The sequence below is a fragment of the Arthrobacter sp. GW460-12-1-14-TSB2 genome, from assembly GCF_059423525.1.
Map to the genome: position 1 here is coordinate 127,357 of NZ_JBWKYC010000013.1, position 19,676 is coordinate 147,032.

Consider the following 19,676-nt stretch of genomic DNA (forward strand, 5'->3'; position numbering starts at 1 on the left):
CGAAACTACTTCCTGGCGGATACTTTGGCAGCGGCCAGGAGGTCCGCCGTGCCCTGCGCGTCCGCGGCGTCAACGTCGTGCAGCGAAATCCCCCGGGTTTCCTTGAGGAAGTACACCGCCACCATCGTGACCAGGCACGCGCCCAGCAGGTAGAGCGCCACCGGGACGGAGGACTTGAAGTTGCTCAGCAGCGCCGTGGCGATGATCGGGGCCAGGGAGCCGGCAACGATCGAAGTGACCTGGTACCCGAGTGATACGCCGGAGTAGCGCATCCGGGTGGGGAACATCTCGGCCATGATCGCAGGCTGGCCGGCGTACATCAGTGCGTGGAACAGGAGTCCGATGGTGATGGCGGCGAGGATGACGAGGTCGTTCTTGGTGTCCATCATCGGGAAGGCGAAGAAGCCCCAGGTGCCGCCGAGGATGGCGCCGGCCATGTACACGGGCTTGCGGCCGAAGGCATCCGAAAGCTTGCCGACCATCGGTACGGCGCAGAAGTGGATGAAGTGCGCCACCAGCAGGAGCAGGAGGATCCTGGACGTGTCGGTCTGGACCACAACCTTCAGGTAGGTGATGGAGAACGTGACCACGAGGTAGTAAAGGATATTTTCAGCGAACCGCAGGCCCATGGCGGTGAAGACACCGCGCGGGTACCGGCGGAAGACTTCGGCCACGCCGTAGCCCTTGTTCTCAACAACAACTTCCTTGCGTGCCTCGAGGAAGATAGGGGCATCCTGGACCTTCGTCCGGATGTAGTAGCCCACGATCACGATCACCGCGGACAGCCAGAAGGCGACGCGCCAGCCCCAGCCGAGGAAGTCGGCAGAGGACAGCGTGGAGGACAGGGTGAAGAGCACGCCGGTGGCCAGGAGGTTGCCCATGGGCACGGCAGACTGCGGCCAGCTGGACCAGAATCCGCGAGACTTGCTGGGGCTGTGCTCAGCCACGAGCAGCACGGCGCCGCCCCATTCCCCGCCGACGGCGAAGCCCTGCACGAACCGCAGGAACACCAGCAGGGCGGGTGCCCAGTAGCCGATCTGCGCGAAGGTGGGGAGGCAGCCCATCGCGAACGTGGAGACGCCCACCAGGATGATGCTCAGCTGGAGCAGCTGCTTGCGGCCGAACTTGTCACCGAAGTGGCCAAAAACGATGCCGCCGATGGGACGGGCGACGAAGCCCACCGCGTAAGTCACGAAGGCGGCAATAATCCCGTCCAGCTCCGTGCCGGAATTGGGGAAGAACATCTTGCCGAAAACCAGTGTTGCCGCCGAGGCGTAGAGGAAGAACTCGTACCACTCAACAACAGTGCCGGCCATCGAGGCCGTCACCACCTTCTTCAGGCCGGAGGCCTTGACGTCAGTCTCATCTGCGCGCCTTGCGGCGGAGTCTTGCGTGCTCATTTGTGAACTCCTTCGGCGTCTCCGTCGACGCCATGTGGACCATTCCGTAGCGGCCGCGTGTGATGTGCACCACCAACGCGCCGGTCCCCTAGAGTATGGACTCACATTGCCGCAGGCTCAACGCCATTTTCTGCAGAACTGCTCTGCAAAAATGCACATTGAGCCGACGGGGCTATGCGAAGAAGTTCTGCCGCAACTGCGTGCTGAGCTGGCCGATCTCGGTCAGGAAGCCGTCATGGCCGATGGGCGCTTCGATGACGTGCACTGGCACATCCCCCGGCAGCGCAGCCGCGAGTTCATAAGACTGTGCCGGAAAATACAGCCGGTCCGTATTCACGGCGGCAATAAAGAACTCGGCCGTGGCCTGGGCCAACGCGTCCTTGAGCGGACCGCGCCCGCGGCCCACGTCGTGGCTCATGAGCGCTTCGGTGATGGCGATGTAGCTGTTGGCATCGAAGCGCCGGACCAGCTTGGTGCCCTGGTGGTCGAGGTAGCTCTCCACCTGGTAGCGGCCGCGGTCCCCCAGCGACACCGCTTCGAGCGGGCTCTCGCTGCTCTGGGCGTTGCGGCCGAACCGGGTCTCCAGCTCGTACGCGGAGCGGTAGGTGATGTGTGCGATCCTGCGTGCCAGGGCAAGGCCGGCTTCCGGCTCCGGGCCGCCGTAGTAATCGCCGTCGTTGAAGTTGACGTCCTGGCGGATGGCGAGGGTTTGGGCCTGGGCAAAAGCGATCTGCTCGGCGGTGCTGCTGGCTCCAATGGATATCACGGCACAGCGCCGGACGCGGTCCGGGTAGCTCACGGCCCATTCCAGTGCCCGGGCTCCGCCCAGGGAGCCGCCCAACACCGCGTACCAGCTCTCGATCCCCAGCGCATCCGCCAGCCGGGACTCGGCCGCCGTTGTGTCCCGCAGGGTCACCAGGGGGAAGCGCGAACCCCACGGCTTACCGTCCGGGGCCGGGGTGGAAGGACCGGTGGAACCGTAGCAGCCGCCGACGATGTTGATGGAGACCACGAAGTACTTGTCCGTATCAACGGGGGCTCCGGGTCCGGCCAGCTGTTCCCACCAGCCTTCCTCGTCGCTGGCACCCCTGGTGACGTGCGTGGTGCCGGTGAGGGCGTGCTGCACCAGCACGGCGTTGGAACGGTCCGCGTTCAGCGTGCCCCATGTTTCGTACGCAAGCGTTACGTCCGGCAGAAAGCCGCCGGCCTCCAGCTCCAGCCCGCCAACGCTGAGGAACTTGACCGTACCGTCAGGGACGGCGGTGTCCACCGTGCTGGTATCCGTGTTGTTGCCTGTCGTTGTATCCGTGGTGTTGCCTGTGGTTGCATCCACTGCGTGGGTATCTGTTTCGGGTACACCGCTGCGGGTGACGGCAATCGTCATCTGAGGACCTCTTCTTCGCGCTTGCCCGCCGCCAACTGGCCGGCAGGCCAGGTCTTCACCCGGGGCACCCCGCCGCGGAAGGAGGGTTGCCGGCCAGCAAGCCGGGGCTGTCGCTGGCACTCATGACCTTCAAAGAGTCTACGAAATGCGTCGCCGCAATGGCTAAGAATGTGACATCAATATGACTCCCGGCGTCGTGGACGCCGGGAGCCGTACTGGTCAGTCGCCCTTGGCGGCGCGGAAACCGGCGTCGAGGTCGGCGATGATGTCGTCGATGTGCTCCAGCCCCACCGAGAGGCGGACCAGGCCGGGGGTCACACCGGCCACGGCCTGCTGCTCTGCCGTCAACTGGCTGTGCGTGGTCGACGCCGGGTGGATGACCAGGGAGCGCACGTCACCGATGTTTGCCACGTGGGAGTGCAGCTCCAAGGCGTCCACGAACCGCTTGCCTGCCTCGGCCCCGCCGGCGATGTTGAAGGACACGATCGCGCCGGTGCCCTTGGGTCCATACTTGCGGCCGCGCTCGTACCAGGGGCTGGACGGCAGGCCCGCATAGGCGACGGATTCGACGTCGTCCCTGGACTCCAGCCACTCGGCGACGGTCACCGCGTTGGCAACGTGCCGCTCCACACGCAGGCTCAGGGTTTCCAGCCCCTGGGCGATGAGGAAGGCGTTGAACGGGGATACCGCCGAACCGAGGTCGCGCAGCAGCTGGACGCGGGCCTTGAGGATGTAGGACAGGTTCGCCCCCAGTGCACCGTCCGCCCCGAGGTCGCGGGCGTAGACAAGGCCGTTGTAGGTGGGGTCCGGCGTGTTGAAGCCCGGGAACTTCTCCGGGTCCTTTCCGAAGTCGAAGTTGCCGGAGTCCACGATCACGCCGGCGATGGCGCTGCCGTGCCCGCCGAGGTACTTCGTGGCCGAGTGCACCACAATGTCGGCACCCCATTCCAGCGGCCGGATGAGGTACGGAGTGGACAACGTGTTGTCCACGATCAGCGGGACGCCTGCCTCGTGGGCAACGCGGGACACGCCTTCGATGTCCAGGACATCCTGGCGCGGATTGGAGACCACCTCGGCGAAGAAGAGCTTGGTGTTCGGCCGGACGGCATCCTTCCACTGCTGGAGGTTGTCCGGATCCTCGACGAACGTCACGGAGATGCCGAACTTCTTCAGGGTGTGGGCCAGGAGGTTATACGTGCCGCCGTAGAGGCTGGGGCTGGCCACCACGTGGTCGCCGGCTTCGGCCACGTTGAGGATGGCGAAGGTTTCGGCAGCCTGGCCCGAGCTGAGCAGGAGCGCTGCCAGGCCACCTTCCAGGCTGGCAACGCGCTGTTCCACCGTGTCCTGGGTGGGGTTGCCGATGCGGGTGTAGATGGGCGCCAGCTCGGCCAGCGCGAAGCGGTTGGCGGCGCTTTCGGCGCTCGGGAACACGAACGACGTCGTCTGGTAGATAGGCAGTGCCCTGGCGCCGGTGGCGCTGTCCGGCTCCTGGCCGGCGTGGATCTGGCGGGTTTCGAATGACCATGCGTTGGACATCGGAGAGCTCCTTCTGAGGAAGGGCACCTCTGCCCTGCAGGACATGCTGGACATGCCCTGACCGGACTGGTGCCGCGCTTGCCGCCCGGCGGTTGCCGGAGGGCCCGGTCTTCACCCGGGGCACCCCACCGCGGAACGAGGGTTGCCGGCCAGCTAGCCGGGGCTTGATGCTGGCGCTCATGACCTGGCCCCCAGTCTAGGAACGGCGGATTGCCTGTGAACAGCTTTGTGACGAAGGACGTCAGCGGCGTGATTTCACGGGCCTCAGGCCGGCCCGCCATGACATCCCATCTTGGTAAGGCCACCCTTAGCTGAGAGCTCCATCACAAAGTGCCAAGATGAGGGCATGCGCATGGATCACGTCTCTTACGCCTGTGAACAAGATGGCTTGGCTGCCACCACCGAACGTATTGCAACCGCCCTCGGCGTCGAAGCCGTGAAGGGCGGGGTACACCCCCGTTTTGGCACCCGCAACATGATTATCCCGCTGGCCGGGCACAAATACCTGGAGGTTGTGGAGGTCCTGGACCACCCGGCCTCCGACAAGGCTCCGTTCGGGCAGGCTGTCCGGGCACGCTCCGCAGCCGGCGGCGGCTGGATGGGCTGGTGCGTCGAAGTGGACGACCTGGCACCGTTCGAAGAACGCCTCGGCCGATCGGCTGTCAACGGCAACCGCAAGTTCCCCGACGGCCGCGAACTCGTCTGGAAGCAGATCGGCATCCTGGGCCTCATTGCAGACCCGCAGGTTCCGTACATGCTCAAGTGGGAAGGCGACCCGGAGCTTCACCCGTCCAACGCCTACCCAAGCAACGTTAAGATGTCCAGCCTCACCATCGCGGGCTCGGCCGAACGCGTCACGGAGTGGCTCGGTCAACCGGTCGAGAAGCCTTTGGAAGATGTGGCCGTCGAATGGATCGCCCCGAAGGGAACACCGGGGATCCTCTCCGTCACCTTCGAAACCGCTTCCGGGGCAGTAACCATCTGACCCGGTTCCACAACGTGGAACCGCAAGGGACCACGCGGCAGCCTGCTGCCCCTTAACGGTGCCACACCATAAACTTCGGCCGCTATCAGCGGGTGCCAACGACGCCACCCACCGATAGCGGCCGAATCCTTTTAATCGAGCCCGAGCCAACCCAGCCCGATCTAACCCAGCCCGATCGCCTTGCCGAACAGGCTGAAGCCGACGAAAGCCACGATGTCCAGCAGCGCATGGGCGATCACCAGCGGCATGACGCGGCGGGTCTTCGTGTACACCCAGGCGAAAACAACACCCATGACGGCGTTGCCGATGAACGGGCCGAAGCCCTGGTAGAGGTGGTAGCTGCCGCGGAGCATGGAGCTTGCGAAGATGGCCAGCGGCATGCTCCACCCGAACTTCCCGAGCCGGTCCAGCAGGTAGCCCACCACGATGACTTCCTCGACGATCCCGTGCCGCACTGCGGAGAGGATCAGCACGGGAATGGTCCACCAGTAGGCGTCCAGCGCGCTGGGGATGATGGCGGTGGTGATGCCCAGCGCCCGGCCGGCCGCGTACAGCCCCAGGGAAGGGATGCCGATCAGCGCTGCCAGGCCCAGCCCCTGCAGCAGGTCCTTCCCCGGGCGGGCGAAGTTGAAGCCGAGTTTGCGGAACGCCGAAGCGCCGGACTCCCCCGCCCGCCGGTGTTCCGTGAGGAAATAGATCACCAGGACCACCGGCACGAGGGCGAACACAATGTCCAGCAACTGGTAGGTCAGGTCGAAGTATTCGCGGCTGCTCTGCGAGCGGTTGAGGGTGGACGTACCCTCCGCCAGGGGCGCACGCGTCAGCTTGTCGAGCAGCTGCACCACCGAATACACGGCGGACTGCCCCAGCGACAGACCCAGGACAATCCAGACTTCGATCCGCAGACGACGGCGGGAGGGAACCAGCATGTTCCTATCTTGCCTGCACTTGCTGGTTCTTTCCTGTCCGCCGCCTCACCGGAGCGGGGCGGCCCGGGGCCTATGCTAGGAATTTATGAGCGCGCCCGACAAAATCATCATGATCCGGCACGGCCAGTCCGCTGCCAATGCCGACACCTCCATCTACAACAGGGTCCCGGATTACCGGATACCGCTCACGGACCTCGGCGTGGCACAGGCACAGGCCGCCGGCGAGCAGATCCGCCGGGAGCTGGACGGGCAGCAGGTGTGTGTCTACGTGTCGCCATACCTCAGGGCATACCAGACCCTGGAAGCGCTCAACCTGGGCCCGCTCACTGAACGGGTCATCGAGGAGCCGCGACTCCGGGAGCAGGACTGGGCGAACTTCCAGATCGCCGGGGACATCGAGGACCAGAAGGAACTCCGCAACGCGTACGGCCATTTCTTCTACCGGTTCCGTGAGGGCGAATCCGGCTCGGATGTCTACGACCGGATCTCCTCCTTCATGGAAACCCTCCACCGGCACTGGGCCCGGCCGGACTACGCCCGCAACGCGCTCTTCGTGACGCACGGGCTCACCATGCGGCTCTTCTGCATGCGCTGGTTCCATTGGTCCGTGGAGTACTTCGAGTCACTCAACAACCCGGACAACGCCGAGGTGCGGACCCTGGTGCGCACCCGGATGGGCAAGTTCGAGCTGGACAAGCCCTTCAGCCAGTGGGAGGACCGCCGCGTCGACGAAACGGTGCTGGACGCACCGCCTATGGTCTTCTGATGCACCCTTAGCGGGCGCGGACGCCAGCCCGCCAGACTGCGTGGGTCAGCGGGATGCCCGGCCGATAGGCCAGGTGGGTGGCAGACGGGGCGTTAAGCAGGTGCAGGTCCGCACGGTGGCCGACGGCGACCGACCCCACCGCCCGTTCGCCGTCGACGTCGTTCCCCACCTCCCGGTGCAGCGCCAGCGCGCCGCCGTACGTGGCGGCCCGGACGGCCTCGTGGACGCTCAGCCGCATCTGCAGCACCGCGGTGGTGACGCAGAACGCCATGGAGCTCGTGTAAGAGGTTCCGGGGTTGCAGTTGGAGGCAAGGGCCACCGGCACGCCGGCGTCGAGCAGTTCGCGGCCGGGAGCCAGCGGCTGGCGGGTGGAGAGGTCGCAGGCCGGCAGGCACGTGGCCACGGTCCCCCTGCCGTCGGCTGCGGACCCGCTGCCCGCACCCTGCCACCCGGACCAGCTGCCCGCCAGGGCATCCACGTCCGCGGCGGACAAGTAATTCACATGGTCCACGCTCGCCGCCCCGAACTCCACGGCCAGCTGCACGCCGGGTCCTTCGCCGAGCTGGTTGCCGTGGACGCGCAGCCCCAGGCCCGCATCCTTGCAGGCCTGCAGCACGCGGCGTGACTGTCCCTCGTTGAACGCCCCCTGCTCGCAGAACACGTCCGCCCAGCTGACGTAGGGCCGCACGGCCGCCAGCATGGGTCCGCACACCAGGTCGGTGTAGTCGTCGGCATCGGCGCCGGCGGGGACCAGGTGGGCGCCGAGGTAGGTCACTTCGTCAGCCACGGTGGAGGCGATGCGCGCGCTGCGGGCCTCGTTCTCCACGTCCAGGCCGTAGCCGGTCTTGGTTTCAAGGTAGGTTGTTCCCTGTGAGACCGCTTCGGCAACGCGTCCCAGGGCCAGCCGGGTGAGGTCGAAGTCGCCCGTCTCCCGGGTGGCGCCCGTGGTCACGGCAATGCCGCCGGCGCTGTAGCTCTCGCCGGCCATCCGCGCCTCGAACTCGGCAGTGCGGTCACCGGCGAAGATCAGGTGCGTGTGCGAATCCACCCAGCCCGGCAGCAGGGCGCGGCCGCCGGCGTCGACGGACTCGTCAGCGGCCGGGGCCGCCGACGACGGTCCGATCCAGGAGATGCGCTCCCCCTCGATCACCACGGCGGCATCCTTGAGGACACGGTGCTCCGCGTCCTGGGTCATCAGCTCGGCAATGTTGGTGATGAGGGTGCTCATAAATCCATTCTTCAGTGCCGGATGGACCAGCGGGTCGCGGCCAGGGCCGCCGCTGTCCGGGATGCCGGACTAAGCCCACTTTCCTCGTCCCAGGCACGCTGCCCCACGGACGGGCCGGCCAGGATCAGCTCCGCAGCCAGTTCCGCAATGCCGGACGACGTCTGAAAACCGTAACCGCCCTGCCCGGCGAGCCAGAAGAATCCGGTGGCTTCGGCGTCGAACCCTACTACCGGGACGCCGTCGGCAGCTTCCGTTCGCAGGCCGGTCCACGCGGACTTGACGTTCCTGATGCCCAGCGTGGTCACCGCGTTGAGCCGCGACACCAGCGCTTCGACGTCACCCGGGTAGGGCTTTGCGTCCTCGGGGCCGCTCGGCACGGATTCAGACGGCGAAATCAGTACGTCGTCGCCTTCCTTCCGGAAGTAGAACGATTCGTCCGCCGCCGCCACCATGGGGCAGGACTCCGGGAGGGGACGTTCGACGTCGACAATCGCCGCCGTGCGGCGGTACGGCTGGAGGCCGAGCTTCTCCACGCCGCTGATCACGGCCAGTTCATCGGCCCAGGCACCGGCGGCATTGACGACTATGCCGGCTTCGAAGGCTTCCTGGCCGGCCCCGAGCTCCCACCCGGATCCCAGCCGCTGGGCGGAATGGACTTTGGCGCCGGTGATGATGTCCACACCGCCTGCCTCGGCCCGCTGCCGGTGGTCTTCCAGCAGCACGGGCGCGTTGCAGGCGAACGAACCGGTGTCCAGGCCGGCCGCAGTGAAGAATCCGGGATCCAGCACGGGGCACAGCGCCAGGGCCTCATCATGGGAGATCCGGTGCATATGGCCGCTGGCTTCTTCCCGGACAGAGTCCTCGTCGCCGATCAGCATGAAGCTGCGCGGCGACAGGACAGGCACCGGCAGCTCCGCGTCCCGCGCCGCGATCAGCCCGAGGGTGCGGAGGGTCAGCTCCTGCACCACTACGGGGCCATAGCTGGGGATCAGTTGCCGGGCTGAACGGGCCGACGTGTGATACGCCAGGGACTGTTCGGCCTCGACGAGCGCCACACTGCATTTACCGGCCAGGGCGGAGGCCAGGGACAGTCCGGCGATGCCGCCGCCCACAATCACCACATCGTAATTTGCTGACATGACTACATCCTTGCACCCGTCAGGACGTCACGTCAGTACCTTAGGCTCCCACCGCGTCGCGGCTGTCCACGAACGCCCTGACGCAGGCTTCCACATCCTCGGTGCTGTGCGCCGCGGAGAGCTGGACCCGGATCCGGGCTGCTCCCTTGGGCACCACGGGGTAGCTGAAGGCGGTGACGAACACTCCGTGCTGGAGCATCCGGTCCGCCACCTTCGCCGCCATCACGGCGTCCCCGAACATCACCGGCACAATCGCGTGTTCGCCGTCGAGGAGCTCAAAACCTTCTTCCGTCATGCGGGTCCGGAACAGCTCGGCGTTGGCGAAGAGCGTGGAGCGCAGCTCGGCGGAGTTCTCCACGAGGTCCAGTGCCTTCAGAGTCGCTGCGACGATGGCCGGAGCGAGGGAGTTGGAGAACAGGTAGGGGCGCGCCTTCTGGCGGAGCATGGCCACCACTTCGGCACGGCCGGAGACGTAACCGCCGGAGGCGCCGCCCAGCGCCTTGCCGAACGTGCCGGTGTAGATGTCCACCCGGTGGCCTACGCCGGCGTGCTCGGGGGTTCCCGCGCCTGTGGAACCCATGAAGCCCACGGCGTGCGAGTCGTCCACCATCACCAGGGCGTCGTACTTTTCGGCCAGGTCGCAGATGGCTTCGAGCGGGGCCAGGTAGCCGTCCATGGAGAACACGCCGTCCGTCACGATGATCTTGCGGCGGGCCGGCTTCTCCTGCGTGGTGGCCTCGACCAGTTTTGCTTCCAGGTCCGCCATGTCGCGGTTGGCGTAGCGGAACCGCTGGGCTTTGCAGAGCCGGATGCCGTCGATGATGGACGCGTGGTTCAGGGCGTCCGAGATGATGGCGTCCTCGGGCCCGAAGAGGGACTCGAACACACCGCCGTTGGCGTCGAAGCAGCTGGAGAAGAGGATGGTGTCCTCGGTGCCCAGGAACTTGGAGACGCGGGCCTCAAGTGCCAGATGGAGGTCCTGGGTGCCGCAGATGAAGCGCACGCTGGCCATGCCGAAGCCGCGTTCGTCCATGGCGGCCTTGGCGGTGGCGATGATGTCCGGGTGGTCCGCCAGGCCCAGGTAGTTGTTGGCGCAGAAGTTGAGCACGTTGGCCCCGGCTTCGCCGATCTGGCCGGCCGTGATGTGGCTGGCCTGCGGCGAGTCAATGTGGCGTTCGGTCTTGAACAGGCCTGCGGTGCGGATCTCGTCCAGCTCGTTCTGCAGCTGGTCCTTGATGGCTGAATACATGGGGGTTGCTCCTCAGCTGGGTGAATTCTTTGGTTGTAGCGCCGAATGGTGCGGGCTAGAAGACGGTCCAGTCGAGGACCACCTTGCCGCCCACGCCGGCGCGGGCAATCTCGAAGCCTTTCTCCCAGTCCGTGGCGGGCAGGGTGTCCGTGACCACCGCCGAGATGTTGGCGTGCAGCACCGGGTTGGAGGACAGCATGGCGCTCATGGCGTACCAGGTTTCGAACATTTCCCGGCCGTAGATGCCCTTCATGGTCAGCATATGCGTGACCACCTTGCCCCAGTCGATGTCGATGGACTGGCTCGGCAGGCCCAGCATGGCGATCCGGCCGCCGTGGTTCATGTTGTCGATCATCTCCGGCAGGGCGGTGGGGTGGCCGGACATTTCCATGCCGATGTCGAACCCTTCGCGCATGCCCAGTTCGCGCTGGGCATCCTTGACGCGCATCTTCGAGACGTCGATGGCGAGGTCCACGCCCAGCTGGCGGGCCAGCTCCAGGCGCGGAGCGGAGACGTCGGTGATGGCGATTTTGCGGGCTCCGGCATGGCGGGCGACGGCGATGGCCATGAGCCCGATGGGCCCTGCGCCGGTGATCAGCACGTCCTCGCCCACGAGCGGGAAGCTCAGGGCCGTGTGGACGGCGTTGCCGAAGGGATCGAAGATGGCGCCCAGTTCGGGGGTGACGGACGGATCCTGGTGGACCCAGACGTTGGTCTCGGGGATCACGACGTATTCGGCGAAGGCGCCGTCACGCTGGACACCGACGCTCACGGTGTGGATGCACATCTGCCGGCGGCCGGCGCGGCAGTTCCGGCAGATGCCGCAGACAATGTGCCCTTCGCCGGAGACCCGGTTCCCTACCTTGACGTCGCGGACGTCCTCGCCGATTTCCACTACTTCGCCGTAGAACTCGTGGCCGGCGATCAGGGGTGCCTCGATGATGCCCTGGGCCCAGGCATCCCAGGACTGGATATGAAGGTCCGTGCCGCAGATCCCGGTTGTCATCACGCGGATCTTTACGTCGCCGGGGCCGGTTTCCGGCTCGGGGCGGTCCACCAGCTCAAATCCGGCGTGGGCGCCGGCTTTGTACAGAGCCTTCATTGGCTTCCTAACTCTCGGTGTTGCGTCTTGCGGTGCCCGCGGTGTGTCCGGGCTGGCTCCCTTCATTAGAACCACAAAGAAGCATTAGCACAACCGAATTCTTCTCAATCGACGATTTAGGATTCTCTAAGCAATAGACTCGGGGGATGGAAATCCATCAGCTGGAAATGCTTCGGGAACTCGGCGCCCTCGGCAGCGTCAAAGCGGTGGCCGAAACGCTGCTGGTCACGCCCTCCGCGGTGTCCCAGCAACTGGCTGCACTCCAGCGCAGCGTGGACGTGCCGCTGACCCGCAAGGAAGGCCGGAACCTGGTCCTGACTGAGGCCGGCCAGGCACTCGCAGACGCCGGTGCCGCCGTCGTCAGCGCGATGGCCGATGCGCGGCTGGCAATCGGGGCGTACCACGGTTCCACGGTGGCGCCGGTGACGGTGAGCGGTTTCCACAGCGCCGGGCAGGCGCTGTTCGCTCCGCTGGCGCGGCTGCTCGACTCACCGGACAAACCAAGGGTGCTGCTCTCCGACGAGGACGTCGCCCAGCAGGACTTCCCTGCGCTGACCGCCCGCTACGACCTCGTCCTGGCGCACCGGATGGACCACAGCCCCCGGTGGCCGGAGGAACGGGTGGCCGTCATCCCGCTCGCGCACGAGCCGCTGGACGTGGCGCTGTCCGCCGGGCACCGGCTGGCGGGCAAGGAAACCTTGACGGCCCACGACGTCGTCGGCGAACCGTGGGTGACCAGCCACACCGGTTACTCCCCCGCGGACGTGCTGTCCGCCGTCGCCGCCGTGTCCAGCCGGGAACTGAACATCGTCCACCGGATCAACGACTACTCCACGGTGGCCGGGCTGGTGGCCACGGGCAGCGTGATCGGGCTGCTGCCGCGGCACACGGCGAAGCCGGTGCTGAACCCGGAGATTGTGCTGCGGCCGTTGCAGGGCATCAGCACCCGGCGCCGGATCGACATCCTCGCCCGGCCGGAAAACCTGAAACGAACCTCGGTGATGATGGTGTGCGAGGCCCTCGAGGACATCATGGCCGGGCTGGTCTCCCCTTAACCCAGCCGGTCCGCTTAACCCCAAACCGGGTCGCAGTTAATGTCGTTATAAGCGCTCAAAACGACATTAACTGCGACCCAGTTGGGTTAAAACGGGTGACTTAGCCTTCGACGCCGAGGCGTTCCAGGATCAGCTCCTTGACACGGCCGGCGTCGGCCTGGCCGCGGGTGGCCTTCATCACGGCACCGACGATCGCGCCGATCGCCTGCAGCTTGCCGCCGCGGATCTTGTCCGCGACGCCGGGCTGCGCGGCGAGGGCGGCGTCGATGGCTTCGAGCAGGGGGCCGTCGTCGGAGACCACGGCCAGGCCGCGCTTCTCCACGATCTCCGCCGGGGTGCCTTCGCCGGCGAGCACGCCGTCGAGCACTTCGGCGGCCATCTTGTTGTTGATCTTGCCGGCTTCCACCATCTTGTTCAGCTCCACGATGGTTTCGGGCTTGACGCCCAGCTGGCCGGGGTCGACGTCGGCGTTCTTGGCGCGGCCCACGATCTCGCCCATCCACCATTTGCGGGCCACGGTTGCCGTGGCACCGGCGGCGATGGTTTCCTCGATCTCGTCCATGACGCCGGCGTTGACCACGTCGCGGAATTCGAGGTCCGAATAGCCCCAGTCGGCCTGCAGGCGCTTGCGGCGCTCGGCCGGCGGCTCCGGCAGGGTGGCGCGCAGTTCCTCCACCCATTCACGGGAAGCCACAATCGGAACCAGGTCCGGCTCCGGGAAGTAGCGGTAGTCGTCGGCGTCGGACTTGGCCCGGCCCGACGTCGTCGAGCGGGTGTCCTCGTGCCAGTGGCGCGTTTCCTGGATGACCGGCTCGCCGGAGTCCAGGACGGCGGCGTGCCGCTGGATCTCGTAACGGACGGCGTGTTCGACGGCGCGCAGTGAGTTCACGTTCTTGGTTTCCGAGCGGATGCCGAAGCGTTCGCGGCCGTGCGGGCGCAGCGAGACGTTGGCGTCGCAGCGGACATTGCCGCGTTCCATCTTCGCGTCCGAGACGCCCAGGTTCTTGACGATCTCGCGGACCGCGGCGACGTAGGCCTTGGCCAGTTCCGGCGCGCGGCTGCCCGCGCCCTGGATCGGCTTGGTGACGATTTCCACGAGCGGAACGCCGGAACGGTTGTAGTCCACCAGGGAGTAGTCCGCGCCCTGGATGCGACCTGCAGAGCCGCCCATGTGGGTCAGCTTTCCGGCGTCCTCTTCCATGTGGGCGCGTTCGATTTCGACGCGGAACACGGTGCCGTCGGAGAGTTCGATGTCCAGGTAGCCGTCGTACGCGATGGGCTCGTCGTACTGGGAGGTCTGGAAATTCTTCGGGGTGTCCGGGTAGAAGTAGTTCTTCCGGGCGAAGCGGCAGGTCTCGGCGATCTTGCAGTTGAGCGCCAGGCCGATCTTGATGGAGGACTCGATCGCGGTCCTGTTCACCACGGGCAGCACGCCCGGCATGCCGAGGTCCACCTCGTTGACGTTCGTGTTGGGCTCGTCGCCGAAGACGTTCGGGGCGGAGGAGAACATCTTCGTCTTGGTGTTGAGCTCCACGTGGACCTCGAAGCCCAGGACGGGATCGTACTTCTCCATGGCCTCTTCGAAGCTCAGGGTTGCGTCAGTGCTCATTATTTTGCCTCCTGGGCGTCGACAAGGGTCTCGACAGGCTCGACCGCCGAGGCAGCCAGCTCCGGCGCGCGGTCCAGCAACGGGCCGCCCCACTTCGCCTCGAGCAGCGATTCAAGCACCGCACCCACGCGGTACAGGCGCGCGTCCTGGCGGGCCGGGGCCAGGAGCTGGATGCCGACGGGGAGCCCGTCCTCATCGGCCAGGCCGCCCGGCAGGGACAGACCCGGGACGCCGGCCATGTTGGCCGGAATGGTGGCGACGTCGTTCAGGTACATGGCCAGGGGGTCGTTCAGTTTCTCGCCGAGCTTGAAGGCCGTGGTGGGGGCCGTCGGGGAAATCAGCACGTCGGCCCGGGCGAACGCAGCCTCGAAGTCGCGCTGGATCAGGGTGCGGACCTTCTGGGCCGAGCCGTAGTAGGCGTCGTAGTAGCCGGCGCTGAGCGCGTAGGTGCCCAGGATGATGCGGCGCTTCACTTCGTCGCCGAAGCCTGCGGCGCGGGTGGCGCCCATGACGCGTTCGATGGTGAGCGGCGCATCCTTGGGCAGCACGCGCAGCCCGTACCGGACGCCGTCGAACTTTGCCAGGTTGGAGGAAGCCTCCGAAGGCATGATCAGGTAGTAAGCGCCCAGCGCGTACTTGAAGTTGGGGCAGGACACCTCAACGATTTCCGCGCCGGCCTGCTTGAGCAGTTCGAGCGACTCGTTGAAGCGGTTCTCGACGCCGGCCTGGTAGCCCTCGCCGTGGAGTTCCTTGATGATGCCGATCTTCATGCCGTCCACGTTGCCCGTCCGTGCGGCGGCAACGAGGTCTTCCAGCGGGTCCGGCAGGGACGTGGAGTCGTGCGGGTCGTGGCCGCCGATGACCTGGTGCAGGAGTGCAGAGTCCAGCACGGTGCGGGAGACCGGGCCGATCTGGTCCAGCGAGGAGGCCATGGCGATGGCGCCGTAGCGGGACACGCTGCCGTAGGTGGGCTTGACGCCCACGGTGCCGGTGACGGCGCCGGGCTGGCGGATGGAGCCGCCGGTGTCCGTGCCGAGGGCCAGGGGCGCTTCGAAGGCGGCGACGGCGGCAGCGGAGCCGCCGCCCGAGCCGCCCGGGATCCGGTCCAGGTCCCACGGGTTGCGGGTGGGGCCGTAGGCGGAGTGTTCCGTCGAGGACCCCATGGCGAATTCGTCCAGGTTGGTCTTGCCCAGGATGGGCATCTTGGCGTCGCGGAGGCGCTTGACCACCGTGGCGTCGTACGGGCTGTGCCAGCCCTCGAGGATCTTGGAGCCCGCCGTGGTGGGCTGACCGATGGTGACGATGAGGTCCTTGACGGCGATGGGCACGCCGGCGAGCTCGTGGAGTTCTTCAGCGGCTGCACCGCCAGCGGCGCGGATGGCGTCCACCTCCGCGGCGACGGCGAGCGCCTCCTCGGTGTTGACGTGCAGGAAGGCGTGGACTCCCCGCGGGCCGCCGTCGACCGCTGCGATGCGGTCCAGGTAGGCCTGTGTGACTTCGACGGAAGTGACCTCGCCGGCCGCGAGCTTTTCAGCGAGCGCGGAGGCGGAGAGGCGGATCAGAACGTTGTTTTCAGTCATGTATCAGTCCTCATCCAGGATGGCCGGAACCTTGAAGCGGCCTTCGTATGCGTCAGGGGCGCCGCTCAGGGACTGCTCGGCTGTGAAGGTGTGGCCCACAACGTCCTCGCGGAACACATTCGTCAGCGGAATCGGGTGGGACGTGGCCGGGACATCATCACCGGCGGCTTCACTTACGGACTTCACTGAATCGACGATGACGGCGAGTTCGCCGGCCATCCGGTCCAGCTCTTCTGCACTCATCTCGATGTGCGCGAGACGCGCGAGATGCGCGACGTCGTCGCGGTTGATCGCAGCCATGGATCTCCCCTGCAATGTAGTTTTGGTTTCCCCCATAGTCTACGTTGCAACAGTGTGCCCGCCTGACGACCCCCAGCGGGCGTCAGACGGGCAGCACCGACCTGCGGCACGGCTCCAAGCAGCATGGCTGCGGGCAGCCGGCAGCCGCAGGCAGCTTTACCCTAGCCGATGCCGATGGCTCCCGTCAGCATTCCGATACCGAGCATTACGAGGGAGACGACGGCGCTGCGCCACAGCACCTTCTTGTGGTGGTCTCCCAGGTCCACTTTGGCCAGGGAAACCAGGAGCAGGATTGCCGGGACCAGCGGGCTCTGCATGTGGAACGGCTGGCCGGTGATGGAGGCACGCGCCATCTCGGCGGCGCTGATGCCGTAGTGCGCTGCCGTCTCGCTCAGCACGGGGAGTACGCCGAAGTAGAAGGCATCGTTGCTCATGAAGAAGGTCATGGGGATGCTCAGGACACCGGTGATGACGGCCATCAGCGGACCCATGTCGGACGGAATGATCTCCACCAGCCACGCGGACATGGCTTCAACCATGCCGGTGCCGGTCAGCACGCCGGTGAGGACTGCCGCGGCCATGACCATGCTGACGACGGCGACGATCGACGGCGCGTGGGCCACGATCTGCGTGGCCTGGTCCTTGACGTGGGGGAAGTTGACCAGCAGGGCGATGGCCGAGCCCACCATGAAGACGTACGGCAGGGGCACGAGGTCCGCGATGAGCATGCCCATGACGGCGATGGTCAGGCCCAGGTTGAACCACTGCAGCTTGGGGCGCAGGGTCTTGCGGTTGGGGTCAAGGGGGGTGTCGGCCATGGCGGTATCACTGTCGTCCACGAGCATCTCGGTGCGTTCCAGGACGGCGACGGAGGAACCTCCGACGGCGGGAGCCGGCGCGGTGCCGGAGCCCTTGCGTCCGCGGCCGGTTCCGGCACCGCCGGTGCCCGTGCCGCCGTCGAACTTTTCTGCGGTGAACGGCTCTGCCGTGGACGGCGTTCCCCAGATTTCAGGCCGGGTGGCGCGGAGGCGGTTGCGCTCCTGCAGGCCCAGCACCCAGGCGAAGACCAGGACGACGGCGAGGCCGGCGATCAGGGACGGGATCATGGGGACGAAGACGTCGTTGACGTCGATTTTCAGGGCGCTGGCGGCGCGGGCGGTGGGGCCGCCCCACGGCACGATGTTCATGGTGCCGTTGGCCAGGCCGGCCACGCAGGTGAGGACCACGGGGCTCATCTTCAGCCGGAGGTAGATAGGCAGCATGGCCGCGGTGGTGAGGATGAAGGTGGTGGAGCCGTCGCCGTCCAGGGAAACTGCGGCGGCCAGGAGCGCGGTGCCGAGGACCACCTTCGCGGGGTCGTTGCCCAGCTTACGGAGGATGAACCGCACCAGCGGGTCGAACAGCCCGACGTCGATCATCAGGCCGAAGTAGATGATGGCGAACATCAGCAGCGCGGCGGTGGACGTCATGGACTTCATCGAGTCCAGCACCATGTCCCCGATGCCCAGCCCCGCCCCGGCAAACAGCCCGAAGACGGTGGGGACGATTATCAGCGCCAGCACCGGCGTCAACTTCTTCGTCATGATCAGCACCATGAATACCGCGATCATGGCGAATCCAAGTAATACCAGCACGGCCGGCTCCTTTGTCAGTCAATGGCACCACTCCGGTGTGATGCGCACTACAGACGTTAGAGTGGCCCGCGTCACGGCAGTGCCTTTGGCTCAATTGATTGGCATACTGCTTATTGGGAGCATTTTGCTCATTTAGCTCAGCGTCCCCGCTCCGTCACAAAAACCCGTCAGGAGGGCAATGAAGCGTCCGGCACCGAGGCAGCCCCTGCGGTTTTCCACCCAGACCCTACTGCTCCAGCTCGGGGTGGTTCTGCTCGTTGTGCTGCTCAGCGGCGCCGTGCATGCATGGCTGACGTACGAGCGGCTGGGCCGGGAAGCCGAAAACCAGGCGCTCACCCTGGCCCGCACCGTCGCCTCGGATCCCGCGGTCCGCAGCGAGGTCCAGGCCATCAGCCGCGAGGCGGGCACTCCCCCGGCATCGGTGCTGCTGGCCGGCCCCCTGATGGCGGTCGCCGAAGGCGCCCGGACCCGCACCGGAGCCCTGTTTGTGGTGATTACGGATGAAACCGGCCTGCGGCTCGCGCACCCGGACGCCGAACGGCTCGGTGAAAAAGTCAGCACGGATCCCTCCGAAGCCCTCTCGGGCAAAGAGGTGACCACCCGGAACACCGGAACGCTGGGTCCCTCCGCGGGGGCCAAGGTGCCGGTTTTCGCCCCGGACTCGGACACCGTGGTGGGCGAGGTCAGCGTGGGGTATTCCACCGAGAACGTCGTGCAGAGCCTGGCCCGCGACATCACGCCCATCGCGCTGACGGCCGCCGGCTCGCTGCTGGCCGGAATCCTGGCCTCGTTCCTGCTGCGCCGCCGCCTGCAGCGGCTGACGCTGGGCTTGGAGCCGGAGGAGATCAGCACGCTGGTCCACGATCAGGTGGCGGTCCTCCAGGGCGTTGACGACGGCGTGATCGGCGTCTCCGCCGACGGCAGGATCAGCGTCTTCAACGCCGCCGCGCAGAGGCTCCTGGAGCAGCCGGACCTTGCCGGCACGCCGTGGAAGCAGGCTCCGGTGCCGGAGCAGCTGAAGGCCCTGACCCTGCCCGACGCGGCCGAGGCCGACGCCGTCGAAGTCATCGCCGGTGCCCGCGTCCTGGTGGCCAGTGCCCGCAAGACGCTGCACCGGCAGGAAGACCTGGGCTGGGTGGTGATGCTCCGCGACCGTACCGAGCTCCAGCACCTGACGCGCCAGCTGGATGCCGTGGGGACCATGTCCACCGCGCTGCGGGCGCAGCGCCACGAATTCGCCAACCAGCTGCACACCATCGCCGGGTTCATGAGCATCGGGCAGCACCAGCAGGCCCGCGACTACCTGGCGCGCCTGGCCGCCACCGGCCCGCTGAAGTTCCCGGTGGACCAGGCCGAACTGCTCCAGGACCCGTACCTGCAGGCGTTCGTCGGCGCCAAGGGCGTCGAGGCGGACGAACGCGGCGTGACGCTGCGGATCGGCCCCGAAACCCTGGTGCGCGGCCAGGTCACCGAGCCGCAGGACGTCACCACAGTGTTGGGGAACCTGATTGACAACGCCGTGAACGCCGCCGTCGCCGGCTCCGCGGCGGAGCGCTGGGTGGAAGTGGAACTGCTGGACGAACCGGGGCCCGACGGCGGCACGCTGCACATCGTCGTCGCGGACTCCGGCGACGGCCTGGCCACCGGCCAGCCTGGCGAAACAGGGGCGGTCGCGGCGGACACAGTGTTCGCCGAGGGATATACGACGTCGGCGCGGTGGCAAAGTTCGGTGGCAGGCGTCATGACCGTGGCACTTCCGGCGGCCACGGCAGCCCGGAAC

At 66.7% G+C, this 19,676-nt stretch carries 16 protein-coding genes and 2 riboswitches; of the genes, 4 read left to right on the forward strand and 12 right to left on the reverse strand.

Annotation, left to right across the window (positions count from 1 at the left end):
- Positions 1-5 precede the first annotated feature (5 nt).
- The 3 genes from AC07YR_RS15920 to AC07YR_RS15930 form a co-directional block, all read right to left on the reverse strand.
- Positions 6-1,400 carry an MFS transporter gene (locus AC07YR_RS15920; RefSeq protein ID WP_055798659.1) on the reverse strand — a complete coding sequence of 465 codons (1,395 nt, stop codon included), beginning with the start codon at positions 1,398-1,400 and terminating at the stop codon, positions 6-8.
- A 172-nt stretch (positions 1,401-1,572) separates the two neighbouring features.
- Positions 1,573-2,784 (reverse strand): homoserine O-acetyltransferase MetX, encoded by a 1,212-nt coding sequence (metX, locus tag AC07YR_RS15925; protein WP_494734532.1) that lies wholly within the window; start codon positions 2,782-2,784, stop codon positions 1,573-1,575.
- Between the two features lie 12 nt (positions 2,785-2,796).
- A riboswitch (SAM riboswitch) is annotated at positions 2,797-2,912 on the reverse strand.
- Positions 2,913-3,003: 91 nt separating this feature from the next.
- On the reverse strand, positions 3,004-4,320 hold the full coding sequence (locus tag AC07YR_RS15930; protein WP_055798661.1) for a bifunctional o-acetylhomoserine/o-acetylserine sulfhydrylase: 1,317 nt from the start codon (positions 4,318-4,320) through the stop codon (positions 3,004-3,006).
- 69 nt (positions 4,321-4,389) lie between these two features.
- A riboswitch (SAM riboswitch) is annotated at positions 4,390-4,505 on the reverse strand.
- A 161-nt stretch (positions 4,506-4,666) separates the two neighbouring features.
- Here AC07YR_RS15930 and AC07YR_RS15935 point away from each other — a divergent pair.
- Entirely contained in the window at positions 4,667-5,305 is a 639-nt protein-coding gene (locus AC07YR_RS15935) for a VOC family protein (protein WP_055798664.1), read from the forward strand.
- A 161-nt stretch (positions 5,306-5,466) separates the two neighbouring features.
- Here the strand turns inward: AC07YR_RS15935 and AC07YR_RS15940 are convergent, their stop codons facing one another.
- Positions 5,467-6,234, reverse strand: a complete 768-nt coding sequence (locus AC07YR_RS15940) for a CPBP family intramembrane glutamic endopeptidase (protein ID WP_055798667.1) — start codon at positions 6,232-6,234, stop codon at positions 5,467-5,469.
- Between the two features lie 85 nt (positions 6,235-6,319).
- On the opposite strand from AC07YR_RS15940, the gene AC07YR_RS15945 reads away from it, so the two are divergent.
- A complete protein-coding gene (locus tag AC07YR_RS15945) occupies positions 6,320-7,000 on the forward strand; it encodes a histidine phosphatase family protein (protein WP_436057141.1) in 681 nt (226 codons plus the stop codon).
- Between the two features lie 7 nt (positions 7,001-7,007).
- On the opposite strand, the gene hutI is transcribed toward AC07YR_RS15945, so the two are convergent.
- The 4 genes from hutI to tdh are packed head-to-tail and all read right to left on the reverse strand — an operon-like array spanning position 7,008 to position 11,718.
- Complete coding sequence (gene hutI, locus AC07YR_RS15950; protein ID WP_494734533.1) at positions 7,008-8,228, reverse strand: imidazolonepropionase; 1,221 nt, start codon at positions 8,226-8,228, stop codon at positions 7,008-7,010.
- 11 nt (positions 8,229-8,239) lie between these two features.
- Positions 8,240-9,367, reverse strand: coding sequence for an NAD(P)/FAD-dependent oxidoreductase (locus AC07YR_RS15955; RefSeq protein ID WP_436057139.1), 1,128 nt, complete (start codon positions 9,365-9,367; stop codon positions 8,240-8,242).
- Between the two features lie 40 nt (positions 9,368-9,407).
- Positions 9,408-10,616 carry a glycine C-acetyltransferase gene (locus AC07YR_RS15960; RefSeq protein WP_494734534.1) on the reverse strand — a complete coding sequence of 403 codons (1,209 nt, stop codon included), beginning with the start codon at positions 10,614-10,616 and terminating at the stop codon, positions 9,408-9,410.
- Between the two features lie 55 nt (positions 10,617-10,671).
- Positions 10,672-11,718: an L-threonine 3-dehydrogenase gene (gene tdh / locus AC07YR_RS15965; protein WP_494734535.1), complete on the reverse strand. Its 1,047-nt coding sequence runs from the start codon at positions 11,716-11,718 to the stop codon at positions 10,672-10,674.
- Positions 11,719-11,864: 146 nt separating this feature from the next.
- Between tdh and AC07YR_RS15970 the strand changes: the two genes are divergently transcribed.
- The gene (locus tag AC07YR_RS15970) at positions 11,865-12,773 is read left to right on the forward strand and encodes a LysR family transcriptional regulator (protein WP_055798683.1); all 909 of its coding nucleotides are present in this window, start codon (positions 11,865-11,867) and stop codon (positions 12,771-12,773) included.
- Between the two features lie 100 nt (positions 12,774-12,873).
- On the opposite strand, the gene gatB is transcribed toward AC07YR_RS15970, so the two are convergent.
- From gatB to AC07YR_RS15990, 4 genes are all read right to left on the reverse strand, one after another.
- Positions 12,874-14,382, reverse strand: a complete 1,509-nt coding sequence (gene gatB / locus AC07YR_RS15975) for an Asp-tRNA(Asn)/Glu-tRNA(Gln) amidotransferase subunit GatB (protein WP_055798686.1) — start codon at positions 14,380-14,382, stop codon at positions 12,874-12,876.
- Positions 14,382-15,962 (reverse strand): Asp-tRNA(Asn)/Glu-tRNA(Gln) amidotransferase subunit GatA, encoded by a 1,581-nt coding sequence (gene gatA, locus AC07YR_RS15980; RefSeq protein WP_494734536.1) that lies wholly within the window; start codon positions 15,960-15,962, stop codon positions 14,382-14,384. The genes gatB and gatA overlap by 1 nt, the downstream gene beginning before the upstream one ends.
- Before the next feature lie 3 nt (positions 15,963-15,965).
- Positions 15,966-16,262: an Asp-tRNA(Asn)/Glu-tRNA(Gln) amidotransferase subunit GatC gene (gene gatC, locus AC07YR_RS15985; RefSeq protein WP_028272567.1), complete on the reverse strand. Its 297-nt coding sequence runs from the start codon at positions 16,260-16,262 to the stop codon at positions 15,966-15,968.
- A 161-nt stretch (positions 16,263-16,423) separates the two neighbouring features.
- On the reverse strand, positions 16,424-17,896 hold the full coding sequence (locus AC07YR_RS15990) for a CitMHS family transporter (RefSeq protein WP_494734537.1): 1,473 nt from the start codon (positions 17,894-17,896) through the stop codon (positions 16,424-16,426).
- Between the two features lie 178 nt (positions 17,897-18,074).
- On the opposite strand from AC07YR_RS15990, the gene AC07YR_RS15995 reads away from it, so the two are divergent.
- A partial coding sequence (locus tag AC07YR_RS15995) for a sensor histidine kinase (RefSeq protein ID WP_494734538.1) occupies positions 18,075-19,676 on the forward strand: 1,602 nt, incomplete at its 3' end.

What these genes read in the sequence shown, in the direction of transcription:
- AC07YR_RS15920 (WP_055798659.1), bottom strand. Translation starts at nt 1,400, where the DNA reads ATGAGCACGCAAGACTCCGCCGCAAGGCGCGCAGATGAGACTGACGTC.
- metX (WP_494734532.1), bottom strand. Translation starts at nt 2,784, where the DNA reads ATGACGATTGCCGTCACCCGCAGCGGTGTACCCGAAACAGATACCCAC.
- AC07YR_RS15930 (WP_055798661.1), bottom strand. Translation starts at nt 4,320, where the DNA reads ATGTCCAACGCATGGTCATTCGAAACCCGCCAGATCCACGCCGGCCAG.
- AC07YR_RS15935 (WP_055798664.1), top strand. Translation starts at nt 4,667, where the DNA reads ATGCGCATGGATCACGTCTCTTACGCCTGTGAACAAGATGGCTTGGCT.
- AC07YR_RS15940 (WP_055798667.1), bottom strand. Translation starts at nt 6,234, where the DNA reads ATGCTGGTTCCCTCCCGCCGTCGTCTGCGGATCGAAGTCTGGATTGTC.
- AC07YR_RS15945 (WP_436057141.1), top strand. Translation starts at nt 6,320, where the DNA reads ATGAGCGCGCCCGACAAAATCATCATGATCCGGCACGGCCAGTCCGCT.
- hutI (WP_494734533.1), bottom strand. Translation starts at nt 8,228, where the DNA reads ATGAGCACCCTCATCACCAACATTGCCGAGCTGATGACCCAGGACGCG.
- AC07YR_RS15955 (WP_436057139.1), bottom strand. Translation starts at nt 9,367, where the DNA reads ATGTCAGCAAATTACGATGTGGTGATTGTGGGCGGCGGCATCGCCGGA.
- AC07YR_RS15960 (WP_494734534.1), bottom strand. Translation starts at nt 10,616, where the DNA reads ATGTATTCAGCCATCAAGGACCAGCTGCAGAACGAGCTGGACGAGATC.
- tdh (WP_494734535.1), bottom strand. Translation starts at nt 11,718, where the DNA reads ATGAAGGCTCTGTACAAAGCCGGCGCCCACGCCGGATTTGAGCTGGTG.
- AC07YR_RS15970 (WP_055798683.1), top strand. Translation starts at nt 11,865, where the DNA reads ATGGAAATCCATCAGCTGGAAATGCTTCGGGAACTCGGCGCCCTCGGC.
- gatB (WP_055798686.1), bottom strand. Translation starts at nt 14,382, where the DNA reads ATGAGCACTGACGCAACCCTGAGCTTCGAAGAGGCCATGGAGAAGTAC.
- gatA (WP_494734536.1), bottom strand. Translation starts at nt 15,962, where the DNA reads ATGACTGAAAACAACGTTCTGATCCGCCTCTCCGCCTCCGCGCTCGCT.
- gatC (WP_028272567.1), bottom strand. Translation starts at nt 16,262, where the DNA reads ATGGCTGCGATCAACCGCGACGACGTCGCGCATCTCGCGCGTCTCGCG.